Source organism: Halonotius sp. F2-221B (assembly GCF_046719765.1).
In the GTDB taxonomy this organism is placed as follows: Archaea; Halobacteriota; Halobacteria; order Halobacteriales; family Haloferacaceae; genus Halonotius.
The window spans coordinates 13,016-29,622 of record NZ_JABEBY010000024.1; the positions used below are offsets into that span (position 1 = coordinate 13,016).

Annotated in this window: 15 protein-coding genes, 6 tRNA genes and 1 pseudogene; 18 read left to right on the forward strand and 4 right to left on the reverse strand. The window is 55.1% G+C overall.

All coding sequences use genetic code 11. The features are described 5' to 3' along the window. Positions 1 to 1,584 precede the first annotated feature (1,584 nt). Positions 1,585 to 2,769, reverse strand: coding sequence for an orc1/cdc6 family replication initiation protein (locus tag HKK80_RS14140; RefSeq protein ID WP_411800233.1), 1,185 nt, complete (start codon positions 2,767 to 2,769; stop codon positions 1,585 to 1,587). A gap of 689 nt (positions 2,770 to 3,458) precedes the next feature. Further along, positions 3,459 to 3,698: a transcriptional regulator gene (locus tag HKK80_RS14145; protein ID WP_411800234.1), complete on the reverse strand. Its 240-nt coding sequence runs from the start codon at positions 3,696 to 3,698 to the stop codon at positions 3,459 to 3,461. A gap of 1,159 nt (positions 3,699 to 4,857) precedes the next feature. Between HKK80_RS14145 and HKK80_RS14150 the strand changes: the two genes are divergently transcribed. The 4 genes and pseudogenes from HKK80_RS14150 to HKK80_RS14165 form a co-directional block, all read left to right on the forward strand. Further along, complete coding sequence (locus HKK80_RS14150; RefSeq protein WP_411800235.1) at positions 4,858 to 5,508, forward strand: hypothetical protein; 651 nt, start codon at positions 4,858 to 4,860, stop codon at positions 5,506 to 5,508. A gap of 44 nt (positions 5,509 to 5,552) precedes the next feature. Next, positions 5,553 to 6,260 carry a helix-turn-helix domain-containing protein gene (locus HKK80_RS14155; RefSeq protein ID WP_411800236.1) on the forward strand — a complete coding sequence of 236 codons (708 nt, stop codon included), beginning with the start codon at positions 5,553 to 5,555 and terminating at the stop codon, positions 6,258 to 6,260. A 9-nt stretch (positions 6,261 to 6,269) separates the two neighbouring features. Further along, positions 6,270 to 6,800: a hypothetical protein gene (locus HKK80_RS14160; RefSeq protein WP_411800237.1), complete on the forward strand. Its 531-nt coding sequence runs from the start codon at positions 6,270 to 6,272 to the stop codon at positions 6,798 to 6,800. Then, a pseudogene (locus tag HKK80_RS14165) lies at positions 6,799 to 7,076 on the forward strand (hypothetical protein); the annotation flags it as partial. The gene HKK80_RS14160 and the pseudogene HKK80_RS14165, both read left to right, overlap by 2 nt. On the opposite strand, the gene HKK80_RS14170 reads toward HKK80_RS14165, so the two are convergent. Continuing rightward, on the reverse strand, positions 7,065 to 7,925 hold the full coding sequence (locus tag HKK80_RS14170; protein WP_411800238.1) for an IS5 family transposase: 861 nt from the start codon (positions 7,923 to 7,925) through the stop codon (positions 7,065 to 7,067). The pseudogene HKK80_RS14165 and the gene HKK80_RS14170 sit on opposite strands and share 12 nt — an antisense overlap. A 376-nt stretch (positions 7,926 to 8,301) precedes the next feature. On the opposite strand from HKK80_RS14170, the gene HKK80_RS14175 reads away from it, so the two are divergent. Both HKK80_RS14175 and HKK80_RS14180 read left to right on the forward strand, forming a co-directional pair. Next, positions 8,302 to 8,424, forward strand: a complete 123-nt coding sequence (locus tag HKK80_RS14175) for a hypothetical protein (protein ID WP_411800239.1) — start codon at positions 8,302 to 8,304, stop codon at positions 8,422 to 8,424. Next, positions 8,425 to 9,648, forward strand: a complete 1,224-nt coding sequence (locus HKK80_RS14180) for an RNA-guided endonuclease InsQ/TnpB family protein (protein WP_411800240.1) — start codon at positions 8,425 to 8,427, stop codon at positions 9,646 to 9,648. It begins immediately after the preceding gene. An 11-nt stretch (positions 9,649 to 9,659) separates the two neighbouring features. Here HKK80_RS14180 and HKK80_RS14185 read toward each other — a convergent pair whose 3' ends face one another. Further along, positions 9,660 to 10,088 (reverse strand): ArsR family transcriptional regulator, encoded by a 429-nt coding sequence (locus tag HKK80_RS14185; RefSeq protein ID WP_411800241.1) that lies wholly within the window; start codon positions 10,086 to 10,088, stop codon positions 9,660 to 9,662. A gap of 115 nt (positions 10,089 to 10,203) precedes the next feature. On the opposite strand from HKK80_RS14185, the gene HKK80_RS14190 reads away from it, so the two are divergent. The 12 genes from HKK80_RS14190 to HKK80_RS14245 all read left to right on the forward strand — a co-directional run bounded on the left by HKK80_RS14190 (position 10,204) and on the right by HKK80_RS14245 (position 16,535). Beyond that, positions 10,204 to 10,848 (forward strand): aminopeptidase, encoded by a 645-nt coding sequence (locus tag HKK80_RS14190; protein ID WP_411800242.1) that lies wholly within the window; start codon positions 10,204 to 10,206, stop codon positions 10,846 to 10,848. 554 nt (positions 10,849 to 11,402) lie between these two features. After that, a tRNA-Gln gene (locus tag HKK80_RS14195) sits at positions 11,403 to 11,478 on the forward strand. Positions 11,479 to 11,485: 7 nt separating this feature from the next. Then, positions 11,486 to 11,559, forward strand: a tRNA-Asp gene (locus HKK80_RS14200). 330 nt (positions 11,560 to 11,889) lie between these two features. After that, positions 11,890 to 11,976 (forward strand) — tRNA-Ser (locus tag HKK80_RS14205). Between the two features lie 2 nt (positions 11,977 to 11,978). After that, positions 11,979 to 12,119, forward strand: coding sequence for a hypothetical protein (locus tag HKK80_RS14210; RefSeq protein WP_411800243.1), 141 nt, complete (start codon positions 11,979 to 11,981; stop codon positions 12,117 to 12,119). A gap of 143 nt (positions 12,120 to 12,262) precedes the next feature. Then, positions 12,263 to 12,667, forward strand: a complete 405-nt coding sequence (locus HKK80_RS14215) for a hypothetical protein (protein ID WP_411800244.1) — start codon at positions 12,263 to 12,265, stop codon at positions 12,665 to 12,667. A 47-nt stretch (positions 12,668 to 12,714) separates the two neighbouring features. Beyond that, positions 12,715 to 12,790, forward strand: a tRNA-Glu gene (locus HKK80_RS14220). A 421-nt stretch (positions 12,791 to 13,211) separates the two neighbouring features. After that, positions 13,212 to 13,286: transfer RNA gene (locus HKK80_RS14225), tRNA-Arg, on the forward strand. A gap of 111 nt (positions 13,287 to 13,397) precedes the next feature. Continuing rightward, positions 13,398 to 14,927, forward strand: a complete 1,530-nt coding sequence (locus tag HKK80_RS14230; RefSeq protein WP_411800245.1) for a TROVE domain-containing protein — start codon at positions 13,398 to 13,400, stop codon at positions 14,925 to 14,927. A 21-nt stretch (positions 14,928 to 14,948) separates the two neighbouring features. Then, positions 14,949 to 15,067, forward strand: a tRNA-OTHER gene (locus HKK80_RS14235). A gap of 59 nt (positions 15,068 to 15,126) precedes the next feature. Beyond that, positions 15,127 to 15,264, forward strand: coding sequence for a hypothetical protein (locus HKK80_RS14240; protein WP_411800246.1), 138 nt, complete (start codon positions 15,127 to 15,129; stop codon positions 15,262 to 15,264). A gap of 269 nt (positions 15,265 to 15,533) precedes the next feature. Beyond that, the gene (locus tag HKK80_RS14245) at positions 15,534 to 16,535 is read left to right on the forward strand and encodes an ABC transporter transmembrane domain-containing protein (RefSeq protein WP_411800247.1); all 1,002 of its coding nucleotides are present in this window, start codon (positions 15,534 to 15,536) and stop codon (positions 16,533 to 16,535) included. The last annotated feature ends 72 nt before the right edge of the window (positions 16,536 to 16,607 follow it).

Genomic DNA, 16,607 nt, shown 5'->3' on the forward strand with positions numbered 1-16,607 from the left:
CCGACCCTCGGTTCCCGGTCAATTGTAGTTCGGTTGTGAACCGTTAGCGACCCTGGGAAGTTTGTATAAGTATACGTATACTAATGCGTGTCTCGTGAGAAATCCAGTGGCCGTCAGCTGTACCTCGCTGTTGATGTGTCCACTTGAATCCCACCCGTTCGCTCCGCGGTTCCGACAGGTGTCAGAACACTTGGCATTCCCGAGACAGTTGAGGCATCCACTTATATTTGTTAGACATCCTAAATTAAAGGGTAGATGAATGGCTTTCAGTTACCACTCATAGCGATGAGGGGCACTGTGGTTCAAATCAACAGATGGGAGTTGATTAGGAGACCCAAATACCGGCTGATAATAAGGATAAGAAGGAGGTGTAACAACCAATACTCAAAAGAACAAACAGACAGGGACTAAAAACAACTGCGAGCAGCGATAGCCAAGGGTACCGCTGGCAGGGTTTCGGCGTTGCGTTCGGCGCCAGGGAGAATACCAGCCTTGGCGACGCCTGCTGGTTGGTGTGTTGGAACATCTTAACAGGAATTTAATAAGATACCTATTCTGTTATGTCGGCCCAGTTTATGCTCTCTCGTTCCAAGCTATCAGACAGACACACCAAACGCCACCAGTCGAGAATCGAGAAACAGGATTCGCGAGTCCGGGCTGTCCAGCGTTCTTGGAGATTCCAGATATCGCGATTGGCTCTATCAAACAGGAGTTCATCAGCAATCAAGGCGGATACCTCGGAGGTTAACCCGGAGGCCGTTGAGGTTGCAGGCTACAGCACCATCCAAGCAACCACCAACAGAGTGTATTGAGTGGTACAGCCACTCACCCAGTTGGACTTGCTTGCTGACTCCCTTCAGGATCAAGCCCCGTGGCATTCGCCGTGACCCGCGTGATACATGTAGGCACAATTGTGATTCACTAACTCAACCGTTAGAGATTGCATCCGAGGCGGTCGATCGGTCGGCCAGATTGTCAGCGGCTGGTGAATGGAGCTCCTGACTCAACTGGAACAACGGTTGATTGGAAGCAGTTCGGTAGGCGGAACTCAACAACATAAACTGGCGACATCTGTTATTAGCACTTTCCGGGTGGATGGGATAGTGATACTCCAGCGTCTGAACGGCGACCCCTCTGGGTGGTTCTACTCCTGGCGGAAAGTGTCATGGCTCTGTTTGGGTTTTGCTTGAAGCATCCGTCTCCACAGGCAATGAAGTATATTGTTCCTCTTCTTCTTATTCTTATTATCAGCCGGTGTTAGGTCTCCTAATCAACTCACGTCATGCGTTTTTGCTTAGAGAGTCCTAATCTGTATAGCTCCAAATTAGAGACCTGTCATTTCGGTCTTAATGTAGTTAATCACTAACCCACACCCCCGGGTGTGTCGCGAACTAATCCACCAGCCCGACCACTCCATCAAGCCGATCAATCGAATTAAGTACCTCAACCGTAGCTTCGAGATCAGTATTCAGCTCCCAATATTTTCTCCACCCAGACGAACAGCCACACCCTCACCCCACCACTTCCGCTGTTAGGCCACACTAGGTACTGATCTTAAATCACAAAACCAACGAAGTAATAAACCTAATCTGTGTCCAACAACGTCGACAATCCACTTCGGATCGCAGAAACAGACTGCTCCAACCGATGTTCCTTGTACTTTCCACCGCTTTTCCCTCGATTGTGCTCAGCCGAACTGGCGATCCCCAGCTGCGCTAATTCACCGATGTAGTCACGTACCGATCGCTCCGAAACGGGATTCACTCCTTCTGAATGGGCCACATCTCGATATGTATCCACGACCTCCCGTGTCCGTGCTGGCGTCTCACCGCGTTCATGGAGTAGCATTAGTGCGTACAATACGAGCTTTCCGTGCTCAGAATAGTTCTGTATACCTTCCACCACTTGGTCTGTCTGGACGCGTTCACGAGCGTCTTCGACATGTGCTTCAGTCACTGTATCTGATCCGTTCTCCCTTGCGACATCACCGGCCTCCAACAGTAGATCCAATGCCTTCCGTGCATCACCGGAGTCCTTGGCACCGTAAGCCGCACACATTGAGATGACCCCGCCTTCGAGAACGTCCTCCTGAAACGCGACACGTTCGCGTTGTTCAAGTACGAGCCGGAGCTCATCGGCATTGTAAGCACTGAACGAGACCTCTTTTTCACAGAGCGATGACCGAACCTTCGATGACAGTTGGTTCCGGAAATCAAGATCATTCGAGATACCGATTACGCCAAGTTTTGCATCGGTGATATCTCCGTTCGAACGAGCGCGCGGCAGTTTGTAGAGTAGTGAATCGTCCTCAATGTGATCAACTTCATCGAGGACAATGAGCACTGTTCCGCCACAGGCATCGAGTTCATCGAAGAGAAACTCATAGACACTTGCCTGAGGATATCCTGTGTTTGAAATCTGTCGTCCGGGATCTCGGAGTTCGTTGACGAGTTTTACGGCCACTTGGTAGGATGTATTTAGCCCATCGCAGTTGACCTCAATCATCGTAAGCGCAAGTTCTGGTACGTTTGTAGCGTCGGCTTGAAGGGTACGGAGAAGGTACCGCGTAGCTGCCGTCTTTCCAACTCCACTTTTTCCGTAGAGAAAGATGTTCGAAGGCGTTTCCTTGTTGATAACTGGTTGGAGAGCAGCGTGGTACTGGCTGAGTTCTTCATCGCGACCAACGAGATCATCCGGTGTCCACTCCTCAAGGAGTGCCTCTCGATTCTTGAAGATGGAGTTGTTCGGCACGAACGAGAAGTCGCCCATAATAATATCAACTCATACGAAATATATAAAACAATTGGTTCCGCTGTTTCCGCTGTTATCACTCTTTTATATATTCTCCACCCCACTACTTCCGCTGTTAGTGGAAACAAAGAGGTCGTTTGAGATCATGCGGCGTACGATCTCTGGCAATCACACACCAACAAAGGTCGAACGCCAGTACCCAAAACGCTCGCTAAGAAAGATGTGTCGGCGGGTGTCTCGTCAACCACAAGCAATAACGGCCACACAAAATCTACTCGTCTGAGATGCCTTCTTTAATGTCGGCTTTCTTCTGGAAAAGATGTGCTGTTGAGGCCGAGATCAACATCGGCAGCGAGGAATACGGTGTTGATGTTCATCTATGCGCACGGGTTCAGCTATCCCGACATCAACGCCGACTTCCGCAACCATTCGCGGCTGCCTCTGATAGAGTTATTCCGGCACGATTGTGTCAATCAAATTAGTTGAGTGTGTTCGAGAGGTTTGTGGAGCAATATATGATGCTAACAGCGGAACCAGTGGGGTGTGAGTGCTCCTCAGACCGCAAGACCTGTTATGCTAACAGCGGAACCAGTGGGGTGTGAGTGTTCCCAGACTGCAAGGATTCGCGTTTTGTGAGCAGTAGCACAAAGCACACTTCTTCAATATAGCAAGGAGTAGATCAGCTAAATTAGTCGAGAAACGCTGGATCAGACAGACTCCATTGTAAGCTCCCACAGCAGCGCATTTCCAATTTTTTTGCTTTCTACCTTACCCACTTCTTCAAGAGAGTTGAGCTTAAGATATGCCGTACGGCGGTCACAGCCTACAAATTCTGCAATATCAGTCGTACCAGATGATTCGAGTTCTTTCAGGGCCTTGATGAAATCTTCTTCTGGGTATTCCTCGGTAAATTTTCCACTTTCTTCGTCTCGTCCTCTCTCGGCCATGGTATTTCTATTATTGTTGCACCACATAGGGTTGCTGGACTAACACCATTAGTCGATAAGCCAAAGGCATTTACCATTAGACATTCAACTAATGGGTGAAAGCCGAGTCCACTCAGGCACTAACCACGAAGAAGTGCCCTAGTGCTGAGACACTAGGACTCGGTTCCCGTTCCAACGAGAACCATGAGAACATCTACCTCGAGATTCCAAGACAGTATCGAATTAAAACTAGAACAGACATTATCAGGCATTAATTTGAAATCGCTCGCTGGAGACGAAGCGGGCTGCCAGATCTGCAAGGAGACACTGAATGAAGGCGATCAAATCACGTTGTACCTCTACTGTCCAGCCGAGCGAGGAAGGTACGCCATCGGCCAGTGTCGCTGCAGTAATCACAACGAAGACCTAACCACTCTCTTCACACTCGGCGTCAACGAACTCATTATCGACGGCCGGATCGGCCGCTGCAGTAACCACACCATCCAACAGTCATCGCCCGTCCTGTTTGCCCCTCGACTTCACCTTGTCTCTGCCGCAGCAACGACAACTGGTCGTAAAATCACTACCGACCAATCCAACCGCGATGATTCAGCCGAACCACTGACGGTAGACCACTCTCAATCTATCAAAACACTTTACCAACAAATCACAACGGCTACCGACGATACCGCCGGCTGGCAGGGAGCTCCACCGAAATCCACATCCAACGCACCCCTAACGGTCACAGCGTCGCTCCCAGCAGTTCTTGATGGCCAACCGCTTCCGACCAACACACCAGTCACCTGCCAAGCGTGTGGCGAGACACTCCAAGAAGGCAGTCAGATCGTTGTCGAACAGACACCCCCACAACACACTACTTGGCAACCCACAGCGTGGTACTGTCCAGACTGTCGGCTGAAACCACCGCAGCAACCACACCCACCACTCTATCGAGTGCTTGCGACCGTTGGCATGCGGTCGTTCAGTTCACGCCAACAGCACCAGCCCTGTCTCAACGACCCGGTGGTGCTTTCGACCGACAATACGGTGACTGATTCCACTGGTTGCTCCCCCGAGATCACTCCATCCGTGTGTAAGGCAGGCATCAATCCCCACACCCAGCGTCATTCTAAGAACACCCATCTGAACAACCCGACCACACCCACTGCCAACCCAACCAATGACTGACACTACTGATCCCGACGACAAAACGGAGCCACCCAGAGAAACAACTCCCGGCCGCGGCCAAGGTAACGGTGAGTGGCTCCAAAACTGTTTCGCTGAAACGCTCGAATCGTGGGGCTATCTAACAGCCCAGCGAGAGCAGTTGCTCGAACTGACCGCCGATGTGGTCGCCAAACGAGACTCTCATCGCGGTGAGCCGAGCGATTATCTCGTCTGTGAGTGCAAAGACTGGGCGAACAGACCGATTGGTGAGGAAACGATCATCAGACTCTGTCTGTTGGCGCACATCGGCAGTGCAATGCCGGTACTCTGTCACACCACGTACCTCACCGACCGCGCCTGGAAGCTGGCACAGGTCTACGATGTTCGACTACTCACGCATGATGATCTCCTCAAAGATCGACTGCCACCACTGACAAAACTCCGACCACCGCGTGGAACCCTCAGTCACAGACATGAACGCGATCTGTTCTCGTTTCGATCGTCAATAGCAGTGATGCTCCGCCGCCACGCAGTCGACGATTATCCAGATCATCTCAGTGGGCCTGCTTTTGAGCGACCGACCGACCCACCCTGTTATGTCCCGGATCGAACTGGACGCGACGAGTATGTCGGGGCGGAAGCCTGCGACTATGATTTCGGCTGAGAAACCACCACTAGTATGAAGTACACAGACTTCGAACTGAGCATATGACACCTGCTCGCGATCATGTTCGTCCGGATGGCGGAATCGACACCTCAGATCCACCACCGATCGATACAATGGACAAAGAAACACTTGAACCGGAGACATTGGCCCAGAATGCCTCCCAACTCGAAACAGTCGTCGAACTACTCAACCGCCCTGCACTCGCCCGCGTCTACATTTATGTTTGCTACTGGGGCCCGGTCACTCCGCCGCAAGTCATGGACGCACTGGATCTCTCGAAATCGACGACCTACGAGTACGTTGATCAACTGGTCGAGCTGGGCCTCATCAAGCGAGACGACTCTACGCGTCCCCAACAGTTGAGCGCAGAGCCAGTCATCCTCGTCGAACAGTACGCCCCGATCGTCATCACGCCGACCGTTCTTCATGCCCTTTCACTCCAAGAGATCGACGAGGACGTTGAGTACTTCATAGACCGATACGGTCTCGGAAAGCTTATTGCCGCCCTGCGCGGTGCCGGACTCCATTTCGCAGGAAAAACAACCCAGCGGATGGTCGCCACTGATATCGACGTTCGGGCGACAGAAGCGATGATGATCATCTACGCGCTCAAACCGGCATTGGTCGTTGGTCGAGACCACGATCCATTCTTTGAATATCTGTTTCCAGACGTGGACGACGAAATGGATCTCCCGACTCTCGATACCGTCCAAAACGGCCCGCCACGATCGTCGGACACTGAAAGGTGAGTCTACTAGATGGGTACCGACAGTCCATTCTCCGCTGAGGAGGATGTCCTCGTCGACGCGAACATCTTCTTCGCGATTGGGCGTCCATCGAATCCACAGTATCGGCAATTCCGAAATGCAGTGCGGAATGCCGACGTCGTCTGCAAACTCCCTCGGCGCGTGATCGGTGAGCTCGGCGGCCCAGAGATGGATCGCGTCCAGACGGCACTTGAGGAGGGCTGGGCCGAAATCATCGATACACCCTCTCCAGCTGATGGGGATGCTGTCACAGCGAGCGATATTGCCAGACGAACCATCGCAAGTGAAACCGGCCGATCCGAACACGAGGTCGAGAAAACAGATGGAATACTGGCAGGGTTGGCCATTCAGTACGTTAGAGACCGCTCAACGATGGGTGTCATCGTGCTTACCGACGATCAGCCAGCAAAGAAAGGAATCGAAAATGCAGTTCGAGCGCAGGGATACACAGACTCGATTACGACATATGGCTTGGCCGATATCATTGGAGACGATCCCGGTGACTTACTGGAGATAATTTAAACTCACGCAACTACCGTTCACGCGATCACTGAGTTCGTGCCGACATACGACCCCGAAGAACGGGTGTTCGTCTATGGAATTCTCGGAGGAGCCCCTCGATATCTCAGTCCGCTAGATCCATCGCAGGATCTTGGCACAAACATCACGCGGCTGCTGTATGATCCGACGTTTGAATTTGCCTTATTCAGCCGGTCGGGCTTCAAACGATCTGTCGAGGAGGCTGTAACCGAGCGCGATGACCTCCGTCTGTTTGACCGGCCGTGTTTAATCGCCTGAAGGGATCGGAATCTCCTGTTCTGCGGCCTTCTTGATGTTATAGACTGCACACATCAGCGCGAGTTCACGGAATTCTCGATACCAGATACGTGCTCGCAGGGCGACGCCCAGCGAGCGCTTGACCGCTGAGAAGACGCTTTCTGACATGGAGCGTTGGTGGTAGAGATCGTCGTCAATACGGGCGTTGTGGGCGTGATCGTAGGGCTTGTTGATGCAGTGCTTGATCAGTGGACGCACACCGATGTCTTCTCGGAGATATTCGCGTAACCACGTGCAATCGTAGCCTTTGTCGGCGGTAAGAGCCTGCAACTCGCCCGCGTGCTTGCGGGCGAGTTGCTTGCAGATGTCGGCATCACTCCCATCTCTGGTGGTTGTGCAGTGCAAATCGAGGATAACGTTCGTCTCTGTATCAACGAGTTTCGTCGCCTTGAGATCTTGTACGTCGTACTTTGTCTTATTGCAGTACGAGCGGCTCGCAGGCGAGCGCTCGAAGTATGTCGCATCAATCGCTCCAATTGAGCCGGTGTTGTGCAGCTGTGCTGATTGTGCCAAGAGCGTCCGGCAGATCTCCATCTCGATTCTATCGAATGCGAGACATAACGTCGAATGATCAGGGAGATCGGCCGGTTCAAGGCCGATCTCCCGGCATATTTGCGGCATCTCCATCAGCAGATCAATCGTCATTCGGTATGTCGTGTTGAGGTAAATCCGGAGACAGTGGAGGGATATCATCGCTGCATCAGTGAACCCGCCGCCCCGTTCCGGGGCGGCAGGTTCGTCCCAATCATCGGCAACTCTTTTCACTGCGAAGGTAACTCGTTCAGTGAAGCGGGAGATTAGCGTGGGCACATTACGCTGTCTCTCGCTTCAACGCCGTCATTCTGGTGACCTAATCCGACGCAGTCAAGTGATTAAACACGGCCGTTTGACCTCACCGACATCGTTGCTGCCCTCGAACAACTGAGCAGCTGACCAGGTTCCTCTGCAGTGAGCGAAGTAGGGTAGGATTGTTGACACCGCCAATAAGAGCCGATATCTTTCGAACCACTTGACCCCGGGGCAGTTTACCTGAATTGAGGCGCTAAGGCCCCTTCCTCAAGGAGCGACCGAAGGGAGCGAGTAGGGAGGGGATACAGCGGCGCACAGTTCTCAAGCACGTTCGACGCTTGGCCCACAGGCTCACGCAATCGCAACCATTATTTGCGTATATTGTGTATTTTGTGTTGTGGCAACACGCAAGAACATCTCTATCCGCGACGACCAAGCCAAGTGGGTTGAGGAGAACCATCTTAACCTCTCGTCGTTCGTCCAAGAGAAACTTGACGAACTCATCGAAGAACGCTCATAGATGAACTACAACTACAGGTATCGGCTGCGACCGTCCGACGCTCTCGAAGACCAGTTAGCGTGGACTGTTGATACCTGTAGACAGGTCTACAACCACTTCCTCCACCGACTCAACCGAACCGACAACACTTCGGCATACAGCGAACAGAAACTCCTACCGAGTCTCAAGAAGTGGTGGAACGACCTGAAACAAGTTCACTCGAAGGTTCTTCAGAAAGTCGTTCAGCGATTATACGACAACCTCTCGACGCTTCGCGGTCACAAAGAGAACGGCTACCACGTCGGTACTCTCAACTGGAAGGCTCCGGGCGAGTACCAGAGTTTCACGTACAGTCAATCCGGCTTCAAGCTCAAAAACACGAGCGGTCGGACTCGACTGTGGCTCTCGAAACTCGGGGAAATCCCGCTCACCTTCCACCGCGACCTGCCCGACGACGCCGAAATCAAGACGGTCACAATCAAGCAGGAACCAACCGGGAAGTGGTACGCCATCCTCGGCATCGAAACGCCCGACGACCCGCCGCAGAAGCCCGAGAATCCCGAGAAATGCGTCGGCATCGACGTTGGGATTCTCAAGTACGCTCACGACACGGACGGAACGGCGGTCGAATCCCCTGACTTCTCGGACGAGCGCGAACGCTTAGAACGGGCACAACGTGCCCTCTCACGAAAGGAACACGGCTCTGCGAATTGGGAAAAACAACGCCGAGTCGTGGCCCAACGCCACGCTGACCTCAAGCGAAAGCGTCGTGACTTCCTCCACAAGTTGTCGAACTACTACGCTACCGAGTACGATTTGGTAGCTTCGGAGGACTTGGACGCGAAAGGGTTGGTTGAACTACCCGGAAACTCACGGAATCGAGCAGGCGCGGCGTGGGGAACATTCCTGCGGATGCTCGAATACAAGTGTGAACGCGAAGGCGCACATTTCGTTGCCGTAGACCCGAGTGGCACGACCAAGGAATGTGCGTCCTGCGGCGTTTCGACGGACAAACCGCTGTGGGTACGCGAACACTCGTGTCCGGCATGTGGATTCAAGGCGGATAGAGACGCGAACGCGGCGTGGAACATCCTTTCTCGCGGTCTTGAACAAGTAGGAGAGGGACGCTCCGAATCAACGCCTGTGGAGACTGCGCTTCCTGTGGATACCGATTCGGTGTCTGCAAAGCGCGTCGTGGAAACAGGAAGCCCCACCCTCAAGCGCGAGCCGTCAGGCGAGCAGTAGGGTGGGGTAGTTCACTCGGGCCGGGGCATCGCTTCGAGTTCAGCGATTTCACCAGTCTTCTCAACGCGGTCGTACTGTCTCCGCCATGCATCAGTTGGGAACAGATCGTTTCGGTCGAATAATTCTCGGGCCTGTTCGGTCAGCTGATAGAACTTGTACGGGTACCCCCGCACTCGGTCACCAGGCGCGACCACTAGCTCCGCAATCACGCCGACATCAGCCAACACGCTGAGATGCCGACGGATCGCATCTTCACCGAGCGCGGGGTTCATGTAATCGAGTTCTTGGACGCTTGGTGCTCCCTGCGGGTGGCCGACGATGTCTGCGATCAAATTCGCACGGGCTTGATCAGTAGCCTTCTGCAGTGCTGTCCATGCCTCAAACTCAGTGGGGGTACCACCAGTGTCTGCTGTGTCTGACTCCGCAACCTGAGGCTTCATATCTACCACTATGCTAGAGCGGCGTATAAACACTTGGTTGCTAGGTTCAAGTGATTAGTTAAATAGTTCTGCAACCAGTAGCACTATACGATATCAAACCGGAGTAACAAATAGTATGGAATCGGGCGAAGACGACAACGATACTCGCGATGAGACGGATGATGCAGTTGGGGAGAGGCAAAATACAGCAGCCGATCTTATTGGGGATATCAGCGATGGGGAGCTACATGACGACGCAGCGTTATCTCTCACACCGGAGCAACACCAGCGACTCAAGAATGGCCTCCATGGATCACAGTTTGATGATATCCGTCGGGTTGACAGACGGTATCTCGTTGTCGGAAGCGGGTCGGGTGAGTCTGGAGACCGTCGCCGCCGGGTGTGTTCCCAGTTGGATGATCGACGGGATGCTGTCGCGTTCCGATTAGAGGAGTTTGGCTTTGACAACGAGGATCTTGACCTGTGGGCTCCAGCCTTCGACATCTTGTCGGCACAGGCGACATGGGTTGTCGGCGTAATCGAGGACTTCGAAGGGGGCCATGTTTGGGAACTCGGCTATTTGTATCGACAGCAGACAAACGTTCGAGATGTGCTATGGCTCCTCAAGCGTGTGTATGACGATCCGACAACACACCGAGCGCACTACGACAACGGGATGGCTGCCTCCCACTTAGCGGTTCTTGAGGCAGCGGTGAGCGACCGGGTCGTAGAATGGTCGACGGCCAACGAATTGGATCACGCTGTTGAGGAGATCCCTTAATTGATTTCCTTCGCGTGGCAGACGACGGAGCCGAACCCGTGACCTCCGTGCCTGTGGGTAACACACCCTGGCTAATTTTAATACAATTGCCAATACAATCCAGATTGACGTCCGATATACCCCACAAACTGGGAGAGTCCCACACAATGAATATCACTCGCCTCACCCCGCGGCGTTCTCGTTCTCGCTTAGCCGCGGATCCAGTGTTCGGCGAGTGCCTGCAAGATCAGCGTGCGAAGACACCGGGCGCAAACCGCCGGATCCACGTCGACTCCGAATACGAGAGTTCGACGCAATCCGGCAACGTCCGGACACTTTCACCCGCATAACTCGGCCCCCATACGGACTACCCGTCAGGGGTCGAGAAACACGGGATTGCCGCCTGCCTTTGGCCAGTACCCCCTTAGCACATAGCCTGATTCGAGTGCGGAACGCCAGGCTCGCGGCTGATTGGTTTCCGTTCGTTCCGAAACAAAGACGAACGGACTCCGTCCGCGCTGAGCGCACGGACATCGTTAGTCAACAACCCCGCAGCGATAGCTGCAGCGACGCCGAGCCCCGGAGTCTCCGCTGGCGAGGGACGCCGGACTTTGAATCCGGAGGTCGCCGGTTCGATTCCGGCCGGGGCGACTCTGATGCCGACGTGGTGTAACCCGGCGAGCATACGGCCCTGTCGCGGCCGTGATTCGGGTTCGAATCCCGGCGTCGGCGTGGATGCGTGGCGTGGCCACGTGGGGATACCCATCGAGGGAGGCACAACCCGCCTGTCCGATCATCCAGATCGGGTCGGCGGTGACGGATCCGGCAGGGTCTGCAACCTCCATGGTCCGGTGTGGTATTCCCGGGACTACCCCGAAGTACGCCCTCGCGATGAGAAACGCAACTACGACTACTCGGTCGCAGTTGTGCAGTCGTAATGAGTTGTACAGTCTGACGACCAACTGCCGAATACTCGGCAGTCCCGTGAGCCGATGATCAGCGGACGACGACCTGTGCCTTACCCGCACAGAACCGAGGTTCGAATCCTCGTCGGCTCAATGCGCCGCGACTGGGTATTGGGGAACCCATCGGCCTGCTACGCCGTGGCCGTCTGCGTTTGGCCTCCTGGTTCGAATCCGGGTCGCGGCGTCATGACAACGGATGTCTGCCCCGCCTGCGAGGAGAAAGCGTTCCGTCACATCCCGGTCGATGAGACAACGTCTATCGACACGATTGGAAGCGTGGAAATCTGTGTCACCGAGGACGGTGCGTACTTCCACGGAACGAGGTGACCGACATCCATCCGTGCCGTGACTGGATGCTGATGAGCGCATTCGCCTCGAAGGCGACGGTCAGAAATCGAACAGTGCGTGCTGTCAAACAGCACGAGAACACGCAGGATCAAATCTTTGCCATCCCCTTGAGGTTGATAATAATGGGACTATTCGATACAGTCGAACTCTACGACGACGTCCACCTACCGGAGTACCCCGAAGGGATTACTCCAGCAGAGGACGTCGTCTGGCAGACGAAAGGCATCGATCGACCAACCATGGCGACATTTCGGATTACGGCGGACGGTCGGCTCCTCAAAGAAGAGTGGCACATCGAAACGGTTCCGCCGGAAGACCGGCCATACGCGAGTCGTGACGACATCGACGAGGAAGATCTCCTTTATATCGCCGGTTGTCGGAAGCGAGTCCACGACGGCTGGATTGAGCGAGACGATTACCACGGCCGCTTCGATCTCAAACACTCCTTTGAGGATCTCAATACACTCGTCACATACCGAGTGACATTCACGCACGGGCAACTCGATGGTTTCGAACGCCTGCAGTGACCCGTGCGTGTCGGCTGTAACTTGGTGTTTGGTTTTATTTCTACAGCGCTCCCGGAGTCTCCGTTGGCGAGAGACGCCAGTTTTTCAGACTGGAGGCCAGGGGTTCGATTCCCCTCGGGAGCACTCGGGGAGCTGGCTCTGACAGCATTTTCCGTGTCTGATACGCGGGCAGCCACGGATTTGTGATGCTATCACAGTCGGCTTTCCCCAACGTGTGGTCGTCGAGGTGGTGCATTTCTTCGCCCGCAAAGGATACCAACGAGAGTCATAGCTCGTCGCACCGCCGGTTACCCGACCGCACGTGGCGACCGTCAAGTCGGAGCGTTGCTTCGCCAGGAACTCGCAGGTTCAACTCCTGTCGGTGGCGCAGTCCATCGATAACATTCCGGACAAAGAGGGTACAAGCGTACTCTCGACACCGGTTCCGCTCCGACGGTTTTCCGGTCGCCGTGTCGTCGGTGGCCGTCGATCTGGAGTGATACATCAATCACACTCTACGGGTTCGAATCCCGTCGTTCGCTCCAGGAATTGTCCGGCCACTCATGTTCTCGTAGCTCAGTCAGGACAGAGCACCGGCTTTCGAAGCTGGGTGTCGCACGTTCGAATCGTGCCGGGAACGTCCAGCCGAGCGAAGCGAGGCTGGTTCGGGTAGTTTCGCACCTGATACTCGCTGCTCACAGAACATGTGGGCAGCATATCGGAGTCGCCTGTTGCGGCTCCGGGTGGAAGTATGGAATTCAACACGCAGAAGCAAACGGTCGCGGAGGCAACGCGAACCACCAACTACGAAGGTGGAGAAGCGTTCGAACCCGCCGACCCTCGACTTGCATTGTATAAGCGCACAATCAATCAACTGCTGGAAGGGTCGTTCTACGAGTCGGATGACGAGCAATTGGCTGCTGTCGTTCGCCAATTCGATGCCGCCGCAAACGAAGACCCGGAGTTCGTCCTGCAGCTCGCGGCCTATGCGCGCCAGGAGCTCCATTTGCGGGACATCCCGCAGGTACTGCTTGTGCTGGCAGCCAACGACGATCGATTCAAGGACGACTCACCGGAGTCGCTCATCCGCGAATGGGCGCCGGCGATCATCCAGCGGATGGACGAAACAGCCACCGCTCTCGCTGTCCACGATCAGCTGTTTGGTGGGACTGCGCCGTGGCCGCTTCGACGCGGCATCGAGGACGCGCTGGATGAGATGGCCGACGCCTACACGCTGGGCAAATACGACCTGACACGGCGTGAGGTGACGCTGCACGACGTGTTTAATCGCGTCCACCCCACGCCCGTCGACGCCGAGCAGGAAGTGCTCTTCGAGCGGTTCATGCGTGGCGATCTTGACGATTATCCCGACGTCGACCCGTTGTCGGCACCGAACACATGGGAGACGGTAATCTCCGAACGCGGCAACACCCAAGATGCCTGGGAACTGCTCATCGAGGACGACGAGTACACGCTGCCGATCTTCGCGTCGATTCGGAACCTCCGGAACATGCTTGAAGCCGGTGTCCCGGAAGACACCATCGTGAATCACCTCGACTTGGAGACGGTTCGACACGCGCCGCTGTACCCATTCCGGTACTACCAGGCCTACACAGCGCTGCAGGATGCGGATATCCAAGCACCGACGGTCGAGCAGTGGCTCGAAGATGCGATTGATGTCGCAGTCGAGACGGTACCGGGTGGATTCGGCGATACCTTTGTCGCGGTCGACCTGTCGGGGTCGATGGATCATCCGCTATCTGCGAACAGCACGCTCCGACTGAAGGAGATCGGTGCGTTATTCGGTGCGATCTTAGCTGACCAGGGTGCCGAAGTCGGCGGGTTCGGCGACGACTTCCAGACAGTTTCGATGCACGTCGATACGCCAATACTGCAGCGCCAAGCGGCAGTGTTGGCGATTGACGAGGACGTTGGGCACTCGACGAACGGCTGGAAGGCGATCACACACCTCCACGACCGAGGGGATGCTGTTGAACGCATCGTCGTCTTCACCGATATGCAGATCTGGGATAACACGCCGTTCACAGCCCGCGATTCCCAGACAATCAAGGACGCGTTCGACACGTATCGAGACGAGGTGTCTGCGGACACCGCGCTGTATCTCGTCGATCTCGCGGCCTACGGCGACTTGGTGACGCCAGAAGGCTACGAGAACGTCTATAACATCTCTGGGTGGTCGGAGCACATCCTCTCGTTCATCGAACACGCCGAGAATCCAAAGCAGATCATCGATGAGGTTGAGACATTCCAACCGTCCTAGCCCTGTCGCTTTTTTGCGGATACGCGAGTGGTGGAGTTCGGAAACACGCGGTCGTGTGCAGGCGGTGCAAGGCGACTGCCTCGGGGCTTGACCCCGAGGAGTTCACGACCGAGACGGGCGTTCGAATCGTCCCTCGCGCATTCGGAGTACAGTTGTGGAACATCTGGCCCGCGAGACGCGTCTTAATGGAGCTGATACTATGGCAATACCCAATACGACCGATCCAGCACCGACGACAATTGCTGTCGTGACGATTCGAATCCCCTGTGGCGCAGATGGGAACCTCGTCACTGACGCTGAGAAGCGTCTCTCGCGGCTCAAAATTATTGATGATTGACAATCGACGAATTAGATAGTATCGAGCCACAGCTGTCGGCAACACTCATCACCGTCGACATTACGGTTCGGTGGGCTATGGCGATTGGCGAGGAGGACATCAAAGACAGACTGGCTGGTGTCTCAGGAGTTGAATCAGTCAGCCTGATTAGTGCGTGAGGAATAATATGTGTTCTTCAAAAACATTCGACACAGTGGGGTATGACTAAATTAGACGGGAACAGAAGATATTCCGCAGTCCTTTCACCCGCGCTAAGATAACGCGAAGCAATGACCGAGAACACTGCGCCCGCTGATCTCACATGGGGTGAGAAGCTGTCTGCCCTCCTCCGGGTTGCCCGCTACCGCCCGACATTCACCGCCGGGCTGATCCTCCTCGGCGGCTTCGTCGCCGCGCTTGAAGGCGTCGGCCTCGGCTTCATCCACCCGATAATCGAGGTTGCACAGGCCGAAGGGCCCGTTGAGGGCGGCGGCCCGGTGTTGGAAACCTTCCTTGCGATCTACGAGTTCCTCGGTGTTCCCTTCGGACTCGGCTACCTCCTCGTCGGTGTCACCGCGGTGATGACGATCCGGTATACGCTCTCGTTTCTCGTTGCGTGGCTGAAAGCGTGGCTCGCAACCCAGTACGAAACAGCCCTTCGAACTCGGGCCTTCGACGGCGCGCTTGCGGCGAGCGTCGGCTACTTCGACGCCGAAGGCTCCGACGACATCCTCAACGCGATCATCACCGAAACGCGGTTTTCCGGTCAGGTGATCGAGAAGGGCGTGGCAACGATGGAGCGGCTGTTTCTGGTCGGGATGTACCTTGCTATCATGCTGTATATCACACCGTTGATGACCGGGGTCGCCGTCGGCCTCCTTGGGACGATCACAGTCGTTCTTCGGGTCGGTATCGAGCCCGCTGTCACCGTCGGGACGCGCGTCGCCGAAGCCAATGAGCGCGTCCAAACCACTGTCCAGGCCGGCACACAAGGGATCCGCGACGTGAAGCTCTTCAGGATGACCGACGAGCTATTCGGAAACTTCCGGAGCGCGATCGACCAGTACGCCGACGCCGAGGTCGCTATCTCCCGCAACGAGGCGGCGATCACGAACTTCTACCAGCTTGCGGCCGCGGTCACGATCTTCGTGTTGATCTACGTCGGCTTCGTCTTCTCGGGGCTCGAACTCGGCGAACTCGGGATCTTCCTCATCGCCATGTTCCAACTCGCCCCACGAGTGAGCACGCTCAACAGCCAACTCTACAGTCTTGAGGGCGCGCTCTCACTGTAGGTTCAGATGTGGTCTGACTAGTTCCTCGGCTCAACTGGATACAGCTGCTGTAGCTTGATACGAGCGTCACCG